At 35.6% G+C, this 20,362-nt stretch carries 16 protein-coding genes; 10 read left to right on the top strand and 6 right to left on the bottom strand.

Annotated features, from left to right (window positions below; genetic code table 11):
• Positions 1–172: 172 nt before the first annotated feature.
• Complete coding sequence (locus ACEN2H_RS03315) at positions 173–781, bottom strand: thioredoxin family protein (RefSeq protein WP_441730375.1); 609 nt, start codon at positions 779–781, stop codon at positions 173–175.
• Positions 782–891: 110 nt separating this feature from the next.
• Here ACEN2H_RS03315 and ACEN2H_RS03310 point away from each other — a divergent pair, with 110 nt between their 5' ends.
• From ACEN2H_RS03310 to frr, 3 genes are all read left to right on the top strand, one after another.
• The gene (locus ACEN2H_RS03310) at positions 892–1,671 is read left to right on the top strand and encodes a patatin-like phospholipase family protein (protein ID WP_441730373.1); all 780 of its coding nucleotides are present in this window, start codon (positions 892–894) and stop codon (positions 1,669–1,671) included.
• Between the two features lie 68 nt (positions 1,672–1,739).
• Positions 1,740–2,447 carry a UMP kinase gene (gene pyrH, locus ACEN2H_RS03305; RefSeq protein ID WP_441730371.1) on the top strand — a complete coding sequence of 236 codons (708 nt, stop codon included), beginning with the start codon at positions 1,740–1,742 and terminating at the stop codon, positions 2,445–2,447.
• A gap of 75 nt (positions 2,448–2,522) precedes the next feature.
• Positions 2,523–3,086 carry a ribosome recycling factor gene (gene frr, locus ACEN2H_RS03300; RefSeq protein WP_441730369.1) on the top strand — a complete coding sequence of 188 codons (564 nt, stop codon included), beginning with the start codon at positions 2,523–2,525 and terminating at the stop codon, positions 3,084–3,086.
• 69 nt (positions 3,087–3,155) lie between these two features.
• On the opposite strand, the gene ACEN2H_RS03295 is transcribed toward frr, so the two are convergent.
• Positions 3,156–5,426, bottom strand: coding sequence for a cation:proton antiporter domain-containing protein (locus ACEN2H_RS03295; RefSeq protein ID WP_441730367.1), 2,271 nt, complete (start codon positions 5,424–5,426; stop codon positions 3,156–3,158).
• Positions 5,427–5,622: 196 nt separating this feature from the next.
• Here ACEN2H_RS03295 and ACEN2H_RS03290 point away from each other — a divergent pair, with 196 nt between their 5' ends.
• Both ACEN2H_RS03290 and ACEN2H_RS03285 read left to right on the top strand, forming a co-directional pair.
• A complete protein-coding gene (locus ACEN2H_RS03290; RefSeq protein WP_441730365.1) occupies positions 5,623–8,028 on the top strand; it encodes an efflux RND transporter permease subunit in 2,406 nt (801 codons plus the stop codon).
• Positions 8,029–8,351: 323 nt separating this feature from the next.
• Positions 8,352–10,982 (top strand): MGH1-like glycoside hydrolase domain-containing protein, encoded by a 2,631-nt coding sequence (locus ACEN2H_RS03285; RefSeq protein WP_441730363.1) that lies wholly within the window; start codon positions 8,352–8,354, stop codon positions 10,980–10,982.
• Positions 10,983–11,170: 188 nt separating this feature from the next.
• Here the strand turns inward: ACEN2H_RS03285 and ACEN2H_RS03280 are convergent, their stop codons facing one another.
• Positions 11,171–11,596 carry a TlpA family protein disulfide reductase gene (locus ACEN2H_RS03280; RefSeq protein ID WP_441730458.1) on the bottom strand — a complete coding sequence of 142 codons (426 nt, stop codon included), beginning with the start codon at positions 11,594–11,596 and terminating at the stop codon, positions 11,171–11,173.
• Between the two features lie 159 nt (positions 11,597–11,755).
• Positions 11,756–11,944 carry a membrane lipoprotein lipid attachment site-containing protein gene (locus ACEN2H_RS03275; RefSeq protein WP_441730361.1) on the bottom strand — a complete coding sequence of 63 codons (189 nt, stop codon included), beginning with the start codon at positions 11,942–11,944 and terminating at the stop codon, positions 11,756–11,758.
• A 199-nt stretch (positions 11,945–12,143) separates the two neighbouring features.
• Between ACEN2H_RS03275 and ACEN2H_RS03270 the strand changes: the two genes are divergently transcribed.
• From ACEN2H_RS03270 to rpoN, 3 genes are all read left to right on the top strand, one after another.
• The gene (locus tag ACEN2H_RS03270) at positions 12,144–12,512 is read left to right on the top strand and encodes a hypothetical protein (RefSeq protein ID WP_441730359.1); all 369 of its coding nucleotides are present in this window, start codon (positions 12,144–12,146) and stop codon (positions 12,510–12,512) included.
• 184 nt (positions 12,513–12,696) lie between these two features.
• A complete protein-coding gene (gene asnS / locus ACEN2H_RS03265; RefSeq protein WP_441730357.1) occupies positions 12,697–14,133 on the top strand; it encodes an asparagine--tRNA ligase in 1,437 nt (478 codons plus the stop codon).
• 64 nt (positions 14,134–14,197) lie between these two features.
• On the top strand, positions 14,198–15,664 hold the full coding sequence (gene rpoN, locus ACEN2H_RS03260; protein ID WP_441730356.1) for an RNA polymerase factor sigma-54: 1,467 nt from the start codon (positions 14,198–14,200) through the stop codon (positions 15,662–15,664).
• 123 nt (positions 15,665–15,787) lie between these two features.
• Here the strand turns inward: rpoN and ACEN2H_RS03255 are convergent, their stop codons facing one another.
• Positions 15,788–18,016 (bottom strand): putative Ig domain-containing protein, encoded by a 2,229-nt coding sequence (locus ACEN2H_RS03255; protein ID WP_441730354.1) that lies wholly within the window; start codon positions 18,014–18,016, stop codon positions 15,788–15,790.
• A 146-nt stretch (positions 18,017–18,162) separates the two neighbouring features.
• Between ACEN2H_RS03255 and ACEN2H_RS03250 the strand changes: the two genes are divergently transcribed.
• Positions 18,163–18,288 carry a hypothetical protein gene (locus ACEN2H_RS03250; protein ID WP_441730456.1) on the top strand — a complete coding sequence of 42 codons (126 nt, stop codon included), beginning with the start codon at positions 18,163–18,165 and terminating at the stop codon, positions 18,286–18,288.
• A gap of 144 nt (positions 18,289–18,432) precedes the next feature.
• Here ACEN2H_RS03250 and ACEN2H_RS03245 read toward each other — a convergent pair whose 3' ends face one another.
• The gene (locus ACEN2H_RS03245) at positions 18,433–19,026 is read right to left on the bottom strand and encodes a thymidine kinase (protein ID WP_441730352.1); all 594 of its coding nucleotides are present in this window, start codon (positions 19,024–19,026) and stop codon (positions 18,433–18,435) included.
• A gap of 242 nt (positions 19,027–19,268) precedes the next feature.
• Between ACEN2H_RS03245 and ACEN2H_RS03240 the strand changes: the two genes are divergently transcribed.
• Positions 19,269–20,327: a hypothetical protein gene (locus ACEN2H_RS03240; protein ID WP_441730350.1), complete on the top strand. Its 1,059-nt coding sequence runs from the start codon at positions 19,269–19,271 to the stop codon at positions 20,325–20,327.
• The last annotated feature ends 35 nt before the right edge of the window (positions 20,328–20,362 follow it).

The raw sequence follows: 20,362 nt of genomic DNA, 5'->3' as shown, positions 1-20,362 counted from the left end.
TTAGCCTTAGCCATGTAGGAAAAATAATAAAACAGCAGTTCCTTGAATTTAAATCGGCTTAGTTTGCAACAAAACAACCTATAAAAACGTCGAATTTATCTCGACGATCACTACACTAATATTAGTACGTAATGCCTAGAATTTACTTTTATAGGTACGCAACTAGAAGTGTCTATTGGTCCAAATCAAGCATCATCCCAATAATTTCATTTTGAATAGATTGGCCTTTATCGTGCAGATACCATACTTCTAATTGCATTTCTACGGCTTCGTCAATTGACCCATGCTCTTTGATATAATCATTAATCAAATCTGAAGCTCCTTTGGGTCTTGGTCCCCAGTGAGCAAGCATACCGCCCGTTTCTCGATTAATCACAATTAGTTTAGGAATAGATCTTTTCTTATTTGTCAAAAATAAGCGCATCAATTCTTCGTTTTCATTTCTTAGCACAATTTTTACATCAACTTTACCTTTGGACTCTCTAGCCATCTCGTTAAAAACGGGTAGTGCCTGAGCTGCATCACGACTCCAACCTTCGGTAATGACTAACCATATATACTCGTTTTTCAAGGATCGCAAGCTCTGAATGATACCCTCTGGTATTTTTATTGTTTTCTCCAAAAGATTCATGCGGGTTTGGTTCAAACCACTGCAATTTGTCAATTTTGCTGACTGTTCATTACCGGTAGATCTTTCATCACGAAGCAAATCAGACACCATTTTTCTATATTCTGTATATGAATGACTATTAAATAGTGCTTTAGCAACTGTCGTTTTCATGTTTTCTTTTTACACAAGTAAAGCTAAAATAATTTAACCATTTTAAATATGATAAAAATCATATCCAAGTAAACAAAAAGTGTAATTTTATAAAAAACTAATAAAAGTAGATGAATTTAGCTTCAAAATCGATTGGCCTTGCGCTCTCCGGCGGTGGATCAAAAGGTTTGGCTCACGCTGGTGCCTTAAAATTCTTGGAAGAAAAAAACATTCGCCCAAATCGGATTGCTGGAACAAGTGCCGGATCGATCGTCGGCGCTATGTATGCTTGGGGGAAAACCCCAGATGAAATTTTAGATTTTTTTAAATCCATCTACCTTTTTCAATGGAGACATTTCACATTCAAAAAAGCCGGTTTTATCGATTCAGACTCGTTTAGAAATGATTTTTATGCTATTTTTAAAGATGCGGTGATTGGAGAGTTAAATATTCCTACGCAAATTACGGCAACAGACATGGTGAAGGGAAGATTGAAGATTTTTGATTCGGAAACGAAAATCATCGATGCTCTTTTAGCCTCATCAGCTTTTCCTGGAGTAATCTCCCCTTTTGAAATAAGAGGAGAACATTATAGCGACGGCGGTATTTTAAATCATTTCCCAACGGATATTTTGCAAGGACAATGCGAAATCATAATTGGCGTTTACGTAAGCCCTGTACAAAAAATAGAAGCTAAAGATCTGAATTCCATAAGAGCAGTTACTTCAAGGGCTTTTGATATTCTTTCTGCGAACACAAATCTGCAAAAATTTAGCATCTGCGATTGGGTAATTGAACCTACGGAGTTAACTCTTTACAGTACATTTGAAATGAACAGACTTAAAATGGACGCCATTTTTAATATCGGATATGAAGCAGCGAAAAGCTCTTATGAAAAACTTAATCTATAAAACTTTGGCGACGCTATTTCAAAAAAAAAGAATATGACTATATTTGCACGAAACAACTCAACAAACACATGAAATATAAAAGAATTCTTCTGAAATTAAGTGGCGAAGCTTTAATGGGCGATAGACAATACGGTATTGACCCAGTGAGATTAGCTGAATACGCCGAAGAAATCAAAAAGATTCACAATAAAGGGGTCGAAATCGCCATTGTGATAGGTGGGGGAAATATTTTTAGGGGTGTTGCTGGAGCCAGCAATGGTATGGATAGAGTTCAAGGAGACTACATGGGAATGCTCGCCACTGTTATTAACGGAATGGCCTTGCAAGGCGCATTAGAAGACAAAGGAATGCTTACTCGTTTGCAAACGGCATTGAAGATCGAAGCCATAGCAGAACCTTATATAAAAAGAAGAGCGGTTCGCCATCTTGAAAAAGGCAGAATCGTGATTTTTGGAGCCGGAACCGGAAACCCTTATTTCACAACAGATACAGCAGCCGTTTTGCGAGGTGTTGAAATTCATGCTGATGTTATTCTTAAAGGAACAAGAGTGGATGGTGTTTATGATTCAGACCCAGAAAAAAATACTTCTGCAGTAAAATTTGATACTATTTCATTTGAAGATGTAATTAAAAAAGGGCTAAATGTGATGGACTCAACTGCATTCACTTTAAGCCAAGAAAACAAATTGCCGATAGTAATTTTCGATATGAACAAACAAGGAAATCTTGAGAAAATATGCGAAGGAGAAAACATAGGAACCGTAGTAAATATATAGTTAGCAGTAAGCAGTGATCAATTTGCAGTAAAACCGATCACTGTATACTGATCACTGACCACTAAATAAAAAGTTATGACTGAAGAAATTGAATTTATATTAGATAGCACAAAAGAATCAATGATTGGCTCTATTGCTCACTTAGAAAAAGAATTTTTAAACATTCGTGCTGGTAAAGCATCCCCCGCTATGTTAGGAAGTGTTTTTGTTGATTACTACGGTTCAGCAACGCCGCTTTCGCAAGTGTCAAAAATCAGTGTTCCAGATGCAAGAACGATCACCTTGCAGCCTTTTGAAAAAAACATGTTGCACCCCATCGAAAAAGCAATTATGATTGCTAATCTTGGTTTTAACCCAATGAATAATGGTGATGTAATTATTATAAGCGTTCCCGCATTGACAGAGGAACGAAGACGCGATCTTGCCAAACAAGCAAAAGTAGAAGCTGAAGATGCTAAAGTGGGTGTTCGAAATGCGCGTAAAGATGCCAATACAGAGATTAAAAAATTGGAGAAAGATGGAACATCCGAAGACATTTGTAAAAGTGCAGAAGAAGATGTTCAAAACTTAACCAATAGTTACATCAGGAAAGTAGATGAACTTCTTGTAACGAAAGAAGCCGAAATCATGAAAGTATAAATTTCATAAATTCAACATTAATATCCGTCTCGTTATTTTAACAGGACGGATATTTTTTTATAATATTTCCTAGTGTTTAATAATCAGAACCGACGGAACGCCGCTTAGCCAGTTAGCGTCTGAATTTATTAAAATTTTCCAACTCTCAAGACTAATCATCATAAGATCCTGGTTTTCCAAAAACGCAGTGTCAACCATGCTCTCCAACACAATCTCCATATTGTTCGGGTATTTTTGCTCGAGTGAGTTTACGGCACTCTGAATGACAAAATTGGTACGAACGTGACCGTTCAAATCCAAAACCACTATTTTAGAATTGTTGTTGCTGATCAGTTTTTGAGCATAATCAATCAACAAGGAATCCTCCGATTTAAAAACGGGAATAAAAACTCGGTCTATTTCTTGTAATTCTTTGTCAATCAATATTCCCAACGGTAACTTCGTTTTCGCGACGATCTGTCTGGTTCTTTCATCAAAAGGAGAATTTTCGAACAAGCCTTCCTTACCCGTGAATTTGTCAATCAGCCGATCCGGATTGATCATCCTGGTTGTGAAACCTACTACTCTGCCAAGCAACGTACCTTCGAAAATAGATTTTCCCAAGCCTACCAATAGCAGATCATAATCTCCGTGATTCGCAACATCAACAATTTCGTTTTCAATATCGTTGGTAACCTTAAAGATGGTCGCTATTTTCAGGTTTAATTGCTCTGCCTCTTCAAAAATAGGATCAAAACTACTTTTTTCTTTATCTTCCAAGTTGAAAGAATGCAACTCATCACTCAACGAAAAATGCATCGCGGTGATATCAGAGCTGTTTTTTTGTTTTTTTGCCAAGCTATTTGCTAATCGCAATAATGACTTCCCCTTCTCATTATTCCCAAACGCGAAGAGTATTCGGTATTTATTCTGACTCGTAACTTCCTCGGCTTCGGCGGTATCTTTATTTCTAAAAATAAAATTAATAAAATCCAATGCAGGACCGGTCATAAAAGTTGTTACTAATGCCATTATCACCATCATCGCAAACACTTCTGGATTAAGGACCTTTAATTCCAACCCTATATTTAAAACGATTAATTCCATTAGTCCTCTAGTATTCATTAAAGCACCAATGGTTAAACTATCTTTCCAGTTTTGTCCCACAAAGCGAGCAGCCAAAGCGCTTCCTAGAAACTTGCCCGTAACGGCAACTGCAATAATAGCTGCGGTTACTTTCCATAAATAAGGGTCGTTAATAAGCCCTATTTGTGTTTGTAAACCCGTGTACACAAAAAATAGAGGCAGCAAAAGAATGACAGCAACATCCTCTACTTTTTCTATAAATATCATCCTAAATTTAGAAACATCGGGCATAATAGAGCCCATCATAAAAGCTCCAAATAGCGCATGAATTCCAATTACCTCAGTGGCGTACGAAGACAGAATAAGAAAGAGAAAAAAAATGGCCATCACCGGCTTTCCAATACTAGCCTTTGAACCATATAAATCACCAATTCTTTTCAAAAAAGGCTTTACGATAAAGATCATGGCAAGCACATAAAGTACAGCAAGCGAAATTACATATACTGACCCAACGAAATTTCCCGCTTTTACTATTGCAATTACCACGGCCAGAAGGCACCAAGCGGTAATATCATCTGCCGCAGCACATGTTATCACTATGGCTCCTAACTTCGTTTTATGAATCTCTCTCTCTTGGACAATTCGCGCTAACACCGGAAAAGCGGTTATACTCATGGCGATTCCCATAAACAAACTAAAGGAAAGAAACTCAACACCCGTTGGAGCAAATTTATTATAAACGAAATAAGACAGTCCAATGCCCATTGCGAATGGAATAATTATACTGGCATGACTGATCACGATTGCTTCACTAGCCTTATTTTTCAAGATTTTTATATCGAGCTCCATTCCTATGACAAACATGAAAAGAATAAGCCCTACTTGACTTAGGAATTTTAAATTCCCCAAGGATTCAACGGGAAATAACGCAGCCGAAAATTCAGGAAAATATAGCCCGACCAAGGATGGGCCCAAAACGATTCCTGCAATGATTTCGCCAATAACCGTTGGTTGTCCAATTTTTTTAAAAACCCATCCAAAAAGACGAGCCACTAAAATTATCATTACTATCTGAGACAATAATATGGCCAAAGGATCTTGGAAATTTTCATGCAGTGCTGTCAAGAATTCATTCCAGCTATTACTCCCCATGTCAGATACAGCAACAATTTTACCTCCTTGCAATTGTTTTCCCTTGGTGAGTACCCAATAAATCAAAACGGTAAAACCACCTGTAACACTGAAATAAAACAAGCTGTTTTTATGTTTTTTCATATTCCTTTTATGATAGCTATTTCATTTTAATACGTACACAAAGATGTGAAATTCTATCATATGTTTTACAACAGTCAAATTAAGATTTTTACGAAATTTAAAAACACGTATTTAGCGTAAAACAGTGTAAAATTTTTTAAACAAACCTCCTGTTTAGTGGTGGTTTTCACTACATTTGCACCCACTTAATACATTTATGAAAAAGAAGTCAAAAGTGGATTTCTGGGCGCTAATCGCCAGAATCGTGCTTAAAAATAGAATTGTTATACTTGGTGTTATTATCTTAATAACCGTGTTTTTAGCCCTGCAATGGAAAAACATTCGGTTTTCTTTTACAGAAGCTAATTTACTTCCTGATACTCACATTGTAAATAAAGAATACAATGCTTTTTTAAATATGTTTGGAGAAGAGGGGAATTTAATTGTCGTAGGGGTCAAAGACGACACTTTCTTCACTCCGAAAGCGTTTGCCGCATGGGATAAATTAATGAACGACATCAAATCCCAAAAAGAAATCGATTTGATTGTTTCCATCAGCGACTTGAAGAAGCTTCAGAAAAATGACAGCCTTCAGACTTTTGAATTAGTCCCTTTTGTGGATCAAAGTAAAACAATAAATCAAGAGTATCTTACGTCAATTAAAAAAGAGTTGTTTGAGAAAATGCCTTTTTACGAAGGATTACTTTTCAATAAAAAAAATGGAACTATTCGTTCAGCAATTTACTTAGACAAGGAAATTGTAAATACCTCCGAGCGCAGGGATTATATTTTAAGTGATTTTATCCCAAAAATTGAAGCTTTTGAAAAAGAAACGGGTATTGATTTACGGGTTTCAGGAATGCCGTACATCAGAACACTGAATGCAAAAAGCATTACTGACGAGATAAGCCTCTTTATAGGCGCATCTCTACTAGTCACTTCCTTAATTTTCTTTTTCTTTTTCCGCTCTTTTCGAGCGACTTTAATTTCAATACTTATCGTCGTAATTGGTGTCATGTGGACCTTCGGACTGCTTGGTTTATTCCATTTTGAAATTACGGTCCTTACCGCACTAGTTCCCTCATTGGTGATTGTGATTGGGATTCCCAATTGCATTTTTCTGACCAATAAGTACCAACAAGAATTTATTTCCCACGGTAATAAAGCGCGCGCGCTACAAAGGGTAATTACGAAGGTGGGAACCGCAACCCTGATGACGAACTTGACTACCGCCGCCGGCTTTGCCACTTTTATAGTTACCCAAAGTGAGTTGTTGAGAGAATTTGGAATCATTTCCTCTTTGAGTATTATCGCTTTGTTCTTTTTATGCCTCATCATCATTCCTATTTATTATAGCTACCAACCTATTCCAAAAAAGAAACATTTGGAACATTTAAGCCGTAATTATACTCGCGTCTTCATGGATTGGATAGAAAAAATGGTGAAATACAACAGACGTTATGTCTATGCCGTAGCTATCTTTTTGTTTTTAGTCAGTGCTATTGGCGCTTTTAAAATTAAGACCTCGGGTAGTTTGATTGAAGATATGCCGAAAAATACTGGGTTCTTTCAAGATATTCAGTTCTTCGAAAAAGAGTTTGAAGGAATAATGCCCCTTGAAATCACCATTGATACCAAAAGAAAAAAAGGAGTAATGAAACTCTCTACCTTGAAAAAGATGGATGAACTTCAAAAAACTATCGAGGAAATCCCTGAGCTTTCTAAACCTATTTCCATTCTAAATTTAGTTAAATATTCTAAACAAGCCTATTATAACGGGAACCCTGAATATTATGAGCTACCCACTTCTCAGGAACAAAGTTTTATTTTAGGTTACGCGAAAAACGCTACCAAGGATACCGATAACAACATCATGAAAAGTTATGTTGACAATACGGGGCAAGTGGCTAGAATTACTACTTTCATGAGAGATATCGCCACTGGGAACATGGGTAAAATCGAAACTAAACTTTGGACAAAAATCAACAAAGTATTTCCTTCAGACCGCTATAAAGTGGTACTGACTGGAAAAGCATTGGTTTTTGAAAAAGGAACAAAATACTTACTTGACAACTTGGTCACTTCATTACTATTTGCCGTTTTACTAATTTCACTTTTAATGGTTTTCATGTTCCGTTCCTTCAAAATGGTGATCGTTTCACTGATTCCAAATTTATTACCGTTAATGATTACTGCTGGACTAATGGGTTATTTTGGGATTCCTCTGAAGCCGTCTACGATTTTAGTTTTTAGTATTGCGTTTGGACTTTCAGTCGATGACACCATTCACTTTCTGGCACAATACCGTCAAGAGTTGACAAACAACAACTGGAAGATTAAAAAATCGGTTTTTGCAACTATAAAGGAATCTGGAATAAGTATGTTCTACACTTCAGTGGTTTTATTTGCAGGATTCTCTGTATTTATGTTGTCTGATTTTGGAGGTACAGTGGCTCTGGGAGGATTAGTGGCCGTTACCTTAATCTTCGGAATGCTATCGAATCTCATGCTGCTACCTTGTTTAGTGTTGACATTAAACAAATCCTTGGCCAACGAGCAAGAATTCATCGAACCTAAAATTGATGTTTTAAGTAACATGGAGGAAGAAGAACATTTAAAATAATTTATGACTACTCTGATAAAAATATATTTTTAGCTTTTATAAAGGTGAACGTCTTTTTATATAGCTTTTTTATAAGTTATTGCCTGAATTTCAGTAAGTGTTCGTCAATTAACGCTTTGTTTTTTCACGAGATACCAAAAAAATCACATCAATAACAACAATTAAATAATAGTAACTAATTGAATAACTACTTATACAAGATAAATCTTATTTTTAGCAGTACCCTTTTAAAGAAAAGAGCCTTCATTTATATTTTTAATTGAAAGGGGTTATGACTAAGTGTTTGATTTTTTAAACTAAAATTAACGATTACACCACAAAACATGACTCATCAAATTTCTGAGACAGAAAAATTAGCGGTTTCTAATAGCTACGAGAATTGGAAAAAATGGGGACCTTATTTAGCCGAAAGACAATGGGGAACTGTTCGTGAAGATTATAGCGATAACGGAGACGCATGGGGATTTATCAATCATGACAAAGCGCGAAGTAATGCCTATCGATGGGGAGAAGAAGGTATTGGTGGATTTTGCGACTCCCGTGAGATTTTATGCTTGGCTCCCGTTTTTTGGAACGGAAAAGACCCAATTTTAAAAGAACGCTTATTTGGCCTCACTAACAATCAAGGAAATCACGGAGAGGACGTTAAAGAACTTTATTTCCATCAAGTTTCAACGCCTACCCACTCCTACAACAAATACCTCTATAAATACCCGCAAAACGAATTTCCTTATGAGGAAATAATAGTAACAAACAATCACAGGAATAGAGAAGAATCAGAATTTGAACTATTAGATACTGCTGCCTTTAAAGACAATGCCTATTTTGATTGTTATATCGAATATGCAAAAGCGGATATTGACGACATTTTGATGAAAGTTACTGTGGTTAACAGAGGAAAGGACACCGCTGGAATTCACGTCCTTCCTCATCTATGGTTTCGTAATTTCTGGAAACACAATAACAGACATCCACGTCCTAATATGGAATCTGTTTCAGAGAATACCATACTTTCTAAAAGTAGCCGAAATAACGATTATTATCTTTATCATAATGAAGGTGAACAATTATTCTGCGAAAACGAAACAAACAACGAGCGCATTTATAATTCCCCTAATGAATATGATTATGTTAAGGATGGCATAAACAACCATATTATAGGCGGAGAAGCAACTGTAAACCCAGAAAAGCAAGGTACTAAAGCGGCTATCTGGCATCAATTCGACTTAAAAGCAGGCGCAGAAAAAAGCATCAAAATACGTTTGAGCAATGTCGCTTTAGAAAATCCCTGGGAAAATTTTGACACGATATTTGATATAAGAAAAACGGAATGTGAAGCATTCTATAATGAAATCATAAGTAAAGACATTCCAAAAGAGCATCGAGCTATTGCAAAGAGTGCATTTTCAGGATTGCTATGGACCAAACAGTTTTACTATTACAATGTCCACAAATGGATATTTGGTAGCACTGATGAAACAGCAGCCAACAGAAGAACTGACTCCCGCAATTTTAGCTGGCAACACCTTAATAACAGGCACATTATTTCCATGCCCGATAAATGGGAATATCCTTGGTATGCCGCTTGGGACCTCGCTTTTCACATGGCCTCCTTTGTAGAAATAGACCCTTATTTTGCTAAACAACAACTGCTATTAGTATTACAAGAGAGCTATATGCATCCCAATGGCCAAATTCCAGCGTATGAGTGGAATTTTAGCGATGTAAATCCGCCAGTTCACTCTTGGGCAGTGTGGACTGTTTATGAAAAAGACAGAAAGCGAACAGGCAAAGCTGACACTCCATTTCTAGAAAAAGCATTCCAAAAACTACTCATCAATTTTACGTGGTGGGTAAACCAAAAAGATACTAGTGGTACGGACTTATTTGAAGGCGGGTTTTTAGGTCTAGACAACATTGGCGTTTTTGACCGCAACCATATGCCGGAGGGAATTAAGAAAATGCAACAGGCAGATGCAACGAGTTGGATGGCGATGTTCTCTTTGAATATGTTGCGCATGTCACTTGAATTAGCAAAAACAAACAAAATTTACGAAGAAATCTCGGCTAAGTTTTTCAGGCATTTTTTAAATATCGCTTGGGCTATGCATCATATTGGAAAAAAAGACATTTCGCTTTGGGATGATGAGGACAATTTCTATTACGATGTTGTTGAAATGTCTGACGGAAGTACAGAACGTTTAAAAGTGCGTTCTTTAGTTGGTGTTATTCCAATGTTTGCAGTCGAAATCATGAATATCGATTTATTTAAAGAGTTAAAAGACTTTCAAAGACGATCAAAGGAAATTATAAGAACACGTCCCGATCTGGCATCCTTAATTTCAAATATAGAGAACGTCAATAAAGAGGGTAATTTTCTATTCTCGATTATGCGTGGTTTTAGATTAGAACACCTTTTGAAACGCTTGTTAGATGAAGACGAGTTTCTTTCTGATTATGGAATTCGTTCGTTATCTAAGTACCATAAAGACCATCCTTTTGTTTTTGGAGACCAAGGTCATCACCAAATTCAATATGAACCTGGCGAAAGTCGTTCGGGTATGTTTGGAGGAAATTCAAACTGGCGTGGTCCTATCTGGATGCCTTTGAATTATATGATCATTACGTCATTACGTAAATATTTTACTTTTTACGGGCCTACGTATGTTTATGAATTCCCTACAGGCTCAGGACACAAATTGAACTTAAATGAAATTGCCAACGAATTAACGAAAAGATTAGTCAATCTTTTTGAGACAAATGCCGAAGGTAAATTTCAATACCATTCTGATGACGCTGAAAAACATTTTGCGACAGACGAACATTTCAAAAACGAACATTTCTTCTACGAGTTTTTTGATGGAGACACAGGTAAAGGGCTAGGTGCATCTCACCAAACGGGCTGGACTGCTCTTATTGCCAATTTAATAATGGACATGGAGGACAATAAGTAAGCCCTACGTACTCAAAATTCATAGATTTGGGACAACCTGAAAGTCTATCCCATTTTTTATTAGCCACAGATTAAAAGGATTAGTACAGATTAATCCTTTTAATCTGTATAGCTGTAACTTAAATTTTTACACGCTAAGCAAGGCCCATTGCAACATTTGGTTTTAAGATTTATTTTAAACCAATACATTTATTCCCCACTTACTTTCTCAAAAGCAACCTCTAGACTTTTAAAATCAGATAGTACTTTTACGATTACTCCTTCTTCGTTGATTATAAAATGTGTAGGAAAAGCATTGAGTTGTAAGGTCAAATTCATATAGGATTTCATATTGGGAACAACAGCATACGAAAGTGGTTTTCTAGCTAAAAAGGGTTTTAACTGTTCTGGCGAATCCTCGGCTAGGCTTAGAAATACAATATCGTTTCGACTTTTATACTTGCTGGCTAATTGGTTGACATCGGGAAATTCCTTGATGCAAGCAGAACAATGAATGTACCAACATTTTATAACTACAATTTTTCCTTTAAGATTTTCATTTGTAATTAAATTACCGTTTAAATCTTTGAATGAAAATTCAGGAAATGGCTCGCCTTCTTTCTTTAGATTTTGAATTTCATTGAAAGCTGTTTCAGTAATTGTAGCTTTGATACTTGTGTCTGATGCTGGATCAATCTTAAAAAGTTTGTAATAAAAAATAGTGGTATCTGAATCTAACCGAATTGGGATGTAATTTCCCTCACTTAATTCTTTTAGAAAATGGACTTTGGTAATTTATTTTGAATTTGCATCTAATGCTACAAAATCCCTAGAAAGCATAATATTATTGTACTGATAGGTCCACCAATCCATAAAATCAGTTTGAATATCAATTGGATTTACTTCAGGTTTGCCAAACGAATTTTGTCCAGAACAAGAAGCAAGTAACAGCACTAAGAAGATGGCGTAGAATGTTTTTTTCATTGCGGTTTACTAGGCGATTAAATTAACCATTTGCTTAAAGAAGCAAAAAATAATATGATTACTAAAGCTGAACAAAATTAAAAAAAGAACTCCATTTTATCTATTAAATACTCTGAAAAGTAGTAAATTTATTGAAAAGAAGCCTCACGAATCAAAATTCTTTTTTAAAATAAAAAGCTGTTCTAGTAAATTAAGCTACATGAATAATACGAATTTAAAAGATAATTTCCACCTACTGCTTTTGGGGATTGCATTTGCATTATTTTTATTTGGTGTCATAATTCCACTATCTTATGATTACTTTGTCATAAAAAAATTCTTTGAAGGATACGCCGTAATTCTTAATGTTTTTATTTTCATCTTATTTACATTACCGATTGACCTTATTTTTCTCTTAAAAAAAGACTATCATGTGTTGAAAAATATTGGAATAATTTATTTACTCTTGGTTGTATTCTCCTATATTGGATATACCATTTCGTTATTAGTTTCAGCTATCGTTTCGGGATATGGAATCTATTTTAATCTTAGTCACTTTATAAAACGAAGTAAGACAAGAAACCCATAATTCCAATATTTCCTAGCCCCGATAGTAGCGGCATCCTTTTACTTTTTTCTTTAAAAAGTAAAAGATAAAGCGAATAGCGGGAAATAGCTCCTGAATACACTATCACAACAATGACATTTAAAAGAAATCGATTATATTTGTAATTCGATTGAACCAGAATTTTTAATATCAATTATACAATTAAATGAGACATACAAAAGTTAAAGACTTACTAGACAGTACAACGACACTTCATGAAGTAAATGCAAAAGGTTGGGTGAGAACTTTTAGAAACAATCAATTTATCGCTTTAAATGATGGTTCTACCATCAACAATATACAATGTGTTGTCGATTTTGAGAACACTCCCGATGAAACATTGAAGAGAATAACTACTGGCGCCGCTATTTCTGTAACAGGAACTTTGGTCGAAAGTAAAGGTGCTGGTCAGAAAGTTGAAATTCAAGTGAACAAGCTGGAAATATTAGGAGACTCTGACGCAGAGAAATTCCCAATACAGCCAAAAAACAAACCAAGCTTGGATTACTTACGTGAAAATGCACATTTGCGTGTACGTACCAATATGTTTGGCGCAATCATGCGCGTGCGTTCGGTTTTATCGTTTGCCGTTCATAGTTATTTTCAGGAAAAAGGCTTTGTGTATGTTAATACGCCAATCGTTACTGGATCTGACGCGGAAGGTGCTGGTGAAATGTTTAAAGTTACAGCTTTACCATTTGACGGTACTCCAAGAACTGAAGATGGAAAGGTAAATTACAAAGAAGATTTCTTTGGTAAGGAAACAAACCTTACCGTTTCAGGTCAGCTGGAAGCAGAAACCTATGCTATGGCTTTGGGCCAAGTATATACTTTTGGACCAACATTTAGAGCCGAAAACTCAAACACTTCTCGCCATTTAGCTGAATTCTGGATGATTGAGCCCGAAGTGGCTTTTAATGATTTGGACGACAATATGGATTTGGCTGAAGATTTTATTCAGTATGTAATTAAATATGTTTTAGACAAATGTCCAGACGATTTGAAATTTCTAGAAGGAAGATTGCTAGATGAAGAGAAATCAAAACCACAGGCGGAAAGAAGTGAAATGGCTTTGCTTGACAAATTAAATTTTGTTTTAGAAAACAATTTCAAACGCGTATCTTACACTGAGGCGATAGATATTTTGAGAGATTGTACTCCAAATAAAAAGAAAAAATTCAATTATATCATCAACGAATGGGGAGCTGATTTACAATCAGAACACGAGCGTTATTTAGTAGAAAAACACTTTAAATGCCCAGTAATCTTGTTTGATTACCCAGCAAATATCAAAGCATTTTATATGCGTTTAAACGAAGACGGAAAAACAGTTCGTGCTATGGATATCCTTTTCCCTGGAATTGGCGAAATCGTAGGAGGATCTCAAAGAGAAGAGCGTTTTGATGTTTTGGTAGAAAAAATGAAAGCTTTAGGAATCGACGAAGAAGAATTATGGTGGTACCTTGATACACGTAGATTTGGTTCAGCGGTTCACTCTGGTTTTGGACTTGGATTTGAAAGATTAGTGCTGTTTGTAACTGGAATGACGAACATACGTGACGTAATTCCTTTTCCAAGAACGCCAATGAATGCAGAGTTTTAAAAAAAAATTATTCGGTTAATTGCTTAACCAAATAAACGATTAACCGAATAAACGATTAAACTTAATGCTGAAGCAATTCTTAAATTTAAAATTATCTCAGAAATTATCTCCGCAGCAAATACAGCTGATGAAGTTAATTCAATTGCCTACGCAAGCCTTTGAGCAACGTTTACTCGAAGAAATGAATGAAAATCCTGCACTTGAAGCGGGTAAAGAAGAAGAGGAATACGAAAAGGATGAATATGAAAATGAAGATTACGATGATTATGACGATTCGGAATCCGACAGAATCGAGGCCGAAGACATTAATATTGACGAATATCTGAGTAATGACGAGACCCCCGATTATAAAACACAAGCCAATAATTACAGTGATGATGATGAGGAACGGGAGTCTCCATTAGCAGCACCAGTGAGTTTTCATCAAGATTTGATCAACCAGTTAAACACTTTCATTTTGAATGACGACGAAAGGGATATCGCTGAATTTCTTGTTGGAAGTATTGATGACATGGGGTATATCCGTAGAAGCGTAGCTGACATTGTCGATGATTTGGCGTTTACTCAAGGAACTTATACTGATGAACTGACTGTAGAAAGAATGTTGCACGTAATCCATGAACTGGAACCTTCAGGAGTTGGCGCAAGAGATTTACAAGAATGTTTACTGTTACAATTAAAACATAAAACCCCTACAGAATACCTGGAACTGGCTACTGATATTATCGAAAATCAGTTTGATGCTTTTACAAAAAAACATTATGACAAGTTAATCCAGAAATATAATATTTCGAATGAGCAGCTAAAAAAAGCGATTCATGAAATAGAAAGACTCAACCCGAAACCAGGTGGAGCCTTTACAGGTAATAATAAAATCACGGAGAATGTCGTTCCCGATTTTGCCATTAGAATCGTAGATGGCGAACTGGAATTGACTTTAAATGGAAGAAATGCCCCTTCGCTGCATGTTTCCAAAGATTATCAAGAAATGATGCAGACTTACAAGGAGTCCAAGGATAAATCAGGTACACAAAAAGATGCCGTTCAGTTTATCAAACAAAAACTGGACTCCGCAAAATGGTTTATTGACGCCATTAGACAGCGTCAGGAAACACTTTTTGTAACGATGAACGCCATCATGCATTATCAGGAAGAGTATTTCCTAGATGGCGACGAGATCAAGTTGAAACCGATGATTCTAAAAGACATTGCGGACCTGGTAGGCCTTGACATATCAACTATTTCACGTGTAGCCAACAGTAAATATGTAGAAACACCTTACGGTACAAAACTGATTAAAGAATTCTTCTCAGAAGCGATGAAAAATGACCAGGGTGAAGATGTTTCGACACTTGAAATTAAAAAAATATTGCAGAATATCATTGAGGAAGAGGACAAGAAAAAACCTTTACCAGATGATCAATTGGCCGAATTGCTAAAAGAGAAAGGTTATCCTATTGCTAGAAGAACTATTGCAAAATATAGAGAACAACTAGACATCCCTGTAGCAAGAATGAGGAAAAAGATTTAGAAATTTTGTGGTTCCAATAACAACTTGAAATTTGAATTTCAGGACTACTTTTTTTCTAATCCACAAAAAAAAACGCATAATGAAAGTTTTTCATTATGCGTTTTTCTATGTTTTAGCAAAACTTTATTTCCTAAGGAGTTTTATAAAAGTTACCCCATGAGGCGGAATTGATGTTGGGAACTCATTTTTGAAAACACCCAAATCTTTTTGCCTCCATATATCTCTAATTTCAAAGCTATTATCCAATCCAATTTCAGCAAAATTAAGTTGGATCTTTGCATAATTTTCGCTCATATTGAAAATACCAATTGCTTTGCCACCATCATCAAGGTCTTTTACCCAGATTTCAGTATCATCTGTCTTAATTTTTTGCTGTGCTTGCCTTCCTAAAACATCTTGATTTACAGCAATCACTTCGTCATTTGTTAAAAGATTAAGTGTAAAATCGTCCAGCATATTAATATCACAACCTATTAATAAAGGAGCAGACAACAAACACCACAAACTAATATGAGAATATTGTTCATCTGGATTTAGTCTAGATGGTCTTAGCTTTCCTGACCAACCTACCTGACCTACAACCAACATATCTGGATCATTCCAGTTCCCGGGTTTTGCATAAGGATATAATTTACCTTGGGTAAACCCTGTGTTTTTTACACTTTGCCAAGAGTCATTGATATCATCAGTAGTTCTCCAGCTATTTCCAGACACTTCGCCTCCCCACTTCCAAACATCTGCCATTCCATATTGACACAAACTATAAACAATGTCGCGGGATTGACTTAACAAGGCTTTCTGCATTATTTTATACGGTTTTTGAAAAGCCGCAAGTGACGAATCTTTTGCTTGATAAAAAATATCGTCATAACTACACCAATCGTATTTTAAATAATCCACACCCCATTTTGAATATATTGCTGCATCCTTATCTTCATATTGATAAGATCCTAAATAATCTCCACAGGTTTTAGTACCCGGAGAAGAATATATCCCAAATTTCATTCCGTTATCATGCAACCAATCTCCCATGGATTTCATATCCTTAAATTTTTTATTGGAAGAAATAGTACCGTCATCATTGCGTTTTTCACTTTCCCAGCCGTCATCAATATTAACAAAACTCCATCCGTGGTTAATTAACCCTTTGTCTATAATTGCTTGCGCAGAACTTCGCACCTTTTCATCACTCACACTTAACCCCCAACAGTTCCAACTATTCCAACCCATTGGCGGAGTTAGCGCTATTTGATCTCCAACTTTAATAACAAAATCTTGAACTGCTTTGCCTAATTTATTTGAAACAACTACCGATAATTTATAGTTTCCTTTATTAGATATTTTTCCGCTAATGATTCCTGTTTTACTATTTAAACTCAAATCTCTAGGAAGATCTTTCACTTTATAAATCAATTCTCCTTTACCCGTTGCCGCAATTTTAAACAACATAGGGGAGTTTGGACGAACTCCAAAAACTGCAGGACTATTAATTCTAGGAATGTCGGAAGATGCGGGCGTAAGGATATATGGCGTAACACAAACTACATTTTTTTCTTCAGAACTTTCATTTTCTTTGAAAGAAGAAACAATTTCAATTCTTTTAGAAACATCAGTGACTGCAATATTCTCTTCGAATTGGGCCTGACCTTTTAATTGAATAGGTTTATTTACGGTATTTATTATTTTATTGGTCTCCCCGTCTTTGGTATAGATAGTCCAAATTCCTTCAATCACACTTTGAGTTGTGTTTTTTATTACAACATGATAATCCATTTTTTTGATAGAGTCTGCTTCAATATTCATGTCTAAAACATCTTTCAACGTATTCATTCTAACAGTAGGAACAGCGCCAAAAACACCACCGCCTCCTGAAAAATCGGACACCCGTATAGCAAGTATGTTTTCTTTATCCCAATTGATACCGACCTTATTGGTATCCACTTTGTAAACCCTATTCACTCCCCATGCAGTAACAGGTCCTTCTGTATCAATTGGAAAACTGCCTGTTTTACCAATCATTACGCCATTAAAATACGTTTCATCTGCATCATCTATTCTACTGAGAAAAAAAGTCAACCCTTCTTTTGCAGCAGCTTCACTTTTAAATGACGAAGGCACTACAAACTTGATACGATACCATGCATAACCATCATACTTTATATACCCTTGCTCTTCCCAGCGTAAAGTAGTTTTTATGGTTGCCCAATCACTATCATCATGATCAATATTTTTCCATTCAGGCTGATCCCCTTTTTTAAATTTAGCCTCAGGAAAAGATATACTTTTCTGAGAAAATGCTACACTAGAAATAAGAAGAACAATTACACTAACAATTTTCTTAAAATCAACCATATTAAAATTTATTTATATCAAAAAAATATTGATTCGTAAATATAAAATTAAGTTTAATAAAACATACTTAAAACAAAACTATAACATTAATGAGCTTACAAAAACGTTTTCGAAAACAAAAAAATTAGTATTAATCTTCAAAAAATATTTTGGAAATCAATGATTTAAGCACATTGCTAAAGGAAAAATTATACCCTATTGCCAGAACAACAATTGCAAAATATAGAGAACAACTGGACGCTCCTGTAGCAAGGATAAGGAAAAAGATTTAAGAGTATCGTTCTTAAATTTATCGCCAAAATCGAATATCCCTATAAATAAGAAACCCTTTCAAAAATAAAATTTTGCAAGGGTTTCTTATTTACTAAATTTCCGTTCCGCCTGAGTATCCTTTTGAGATGGTTGCGGAGAAGGTTTTATCTATTCTCCTGATCTTTATGCATCGCATGATAATAAGCTGCTCGACTTAATGGCTCATATTCTTCGGTTTCCCCTAACATAACTAATTTGTCATTGTCAGTTTTACGGAAACTGTAATTAGCTAAATTTCCTGTTCTTGTGCATACTGCGTGAACTTTGGTAACATATTCAGCAGTTGCCATTAATGCAGGCATTGGACCAAAAGGATTCCCCTTAAAATCCATATCCAGTCCGGCTACAATAACGCGAATACCTTGATTGGCAAGATCATTACAAACTCGCACAATCTCGTCATCAAAAAATTGCGCCTCATCAATTCCTACGACATCACAACCTTGAGCTAAAATAGCTATGTTTGCGGCTGCAGGTACTGCTGTGGAGCGAATTTGATTAGCATCATGAGAAACTACCATATCATCATGATAGCGGGTATCAATTTCAGGTTTGAAAATTTCGACTTTTTGCTTAGCGAATTGCGCTCTTCGCAAACGCCGTATAAGCTCTTCGGTTTTGCCTGAAAACATGGAACCGCATATAACTTCGATCCAACCAAATTGTTCTTTATGATTTACTGTATTTTCGAGAAACATTTCGTATTTTTCTAACTTAAAACATGAATAGTTTTTATTACTTTGTAGTGTAATAAACCCGCTTAAGATTTTATACTTTTACGTTGTCTCAAATGTAGAAAAATTTTATCAATTCGGGAATCTGTGAACGCTTATTTAAACAATAAAATGTTCCAGATAAAAAGATCTTTATTTCTTAGGCAAAATACAATTAGACAAAAAACACAAATACATACGCCATACATACTATAATCTAAAACGTTATGAAAAAAAAATTGGAAGCCGACTTAATCAGCATTGCCCATAGAATATTAAAAATAAAGAATAAATCTGATGTCAATCAATTGTTTTTTGAAACTCAAAAATTATATGAAAAATTGTCCGTTTTACGATTTATAGAAGAAAATTATGGCCTAATTAAACCAACTATAGGTCATGCTGAAATGCAGAAAGAAATAGAAGATTTTTATGACCGTACTGAAGAATTGCCTGCTGAAACTGTAATCGAAATGACGGAAAGCAAAGTGTTTCCGGAAGTTGCAGAAGAACAAACCCACAATGAGACCCACCCTGTTGATGAGGATGAGGCACCTGAAAGTTTAGATCACGAAGAAGCGCCAGCAGCAGAAATAGTTACTGAAGCAGATTCCTCTGTCGATGAAGAAAAAGAAGCACCTGAAAACGAGGAAGACGAAGAAGTGGTTGAAGAATTTCAAGCAGATATACAGGAGCTACAGCTTGAGCCAGAAGAAAGCAATCACGAAGAGACATCTCCAGAGGAAACAGGCGAAAATCTATTCCCTGAGGAAGAAACACCTCCACCGTTTAAAGCCGCTTTTGAGTTAACAGAAGATAGCGAAACTGAAATTACGAAGCTGGCAGAAACAGTACAGATATCATTTTCAGATTTATTGGGCGGCAATTATAGTGAACCACATTTTGTAAAAGTAGATGATATTGAAGCTTTACCACCAATAACCCTATTTAAAGCGGTGCACGACATTCCAGAATCAGAAAAAGCTCAAATTAATACAGAGATAAACCCACCAGAAATTGAACAAGCAAAAAATGTATCTCTGAACGATAAACTTTCAAAAGGAATCGATATCGATTTGAATGATAGAATTGCATTTGTAAAACACCTTTTTGGAAATAGCAACGAAGACTATAATCGCGTGCTAAATCAATTAATCACTTTTGATAACTTTTATGAAACAAAAAACTTTATCGAAGAGATGGTAAAACCCGATTACAATGATTGGAAAGGAAAAGATGATTATGCAGAACGTTTTATGGACATCATTGAGAAAAAATTCCTTTAGACAAATCTGAATTTCTAAAATAACAGAAGACTTTT

It is taken from the genome of Flavobacterium sp. W22_SRS_FP1, assembly GCF_052113685.1.
Taxonomy (GTDB): domain Bacteria; phylum Bacteroidota; class Bacteroidia; order Flavobacteriales; family Flavobacteriaceae; genus Flavobacterium.
The sequence above is the reverse complement of the archived record's forward strand: the minus strand, read 5'-3'. Positions and strand labels throughout refer to the sequence as shown.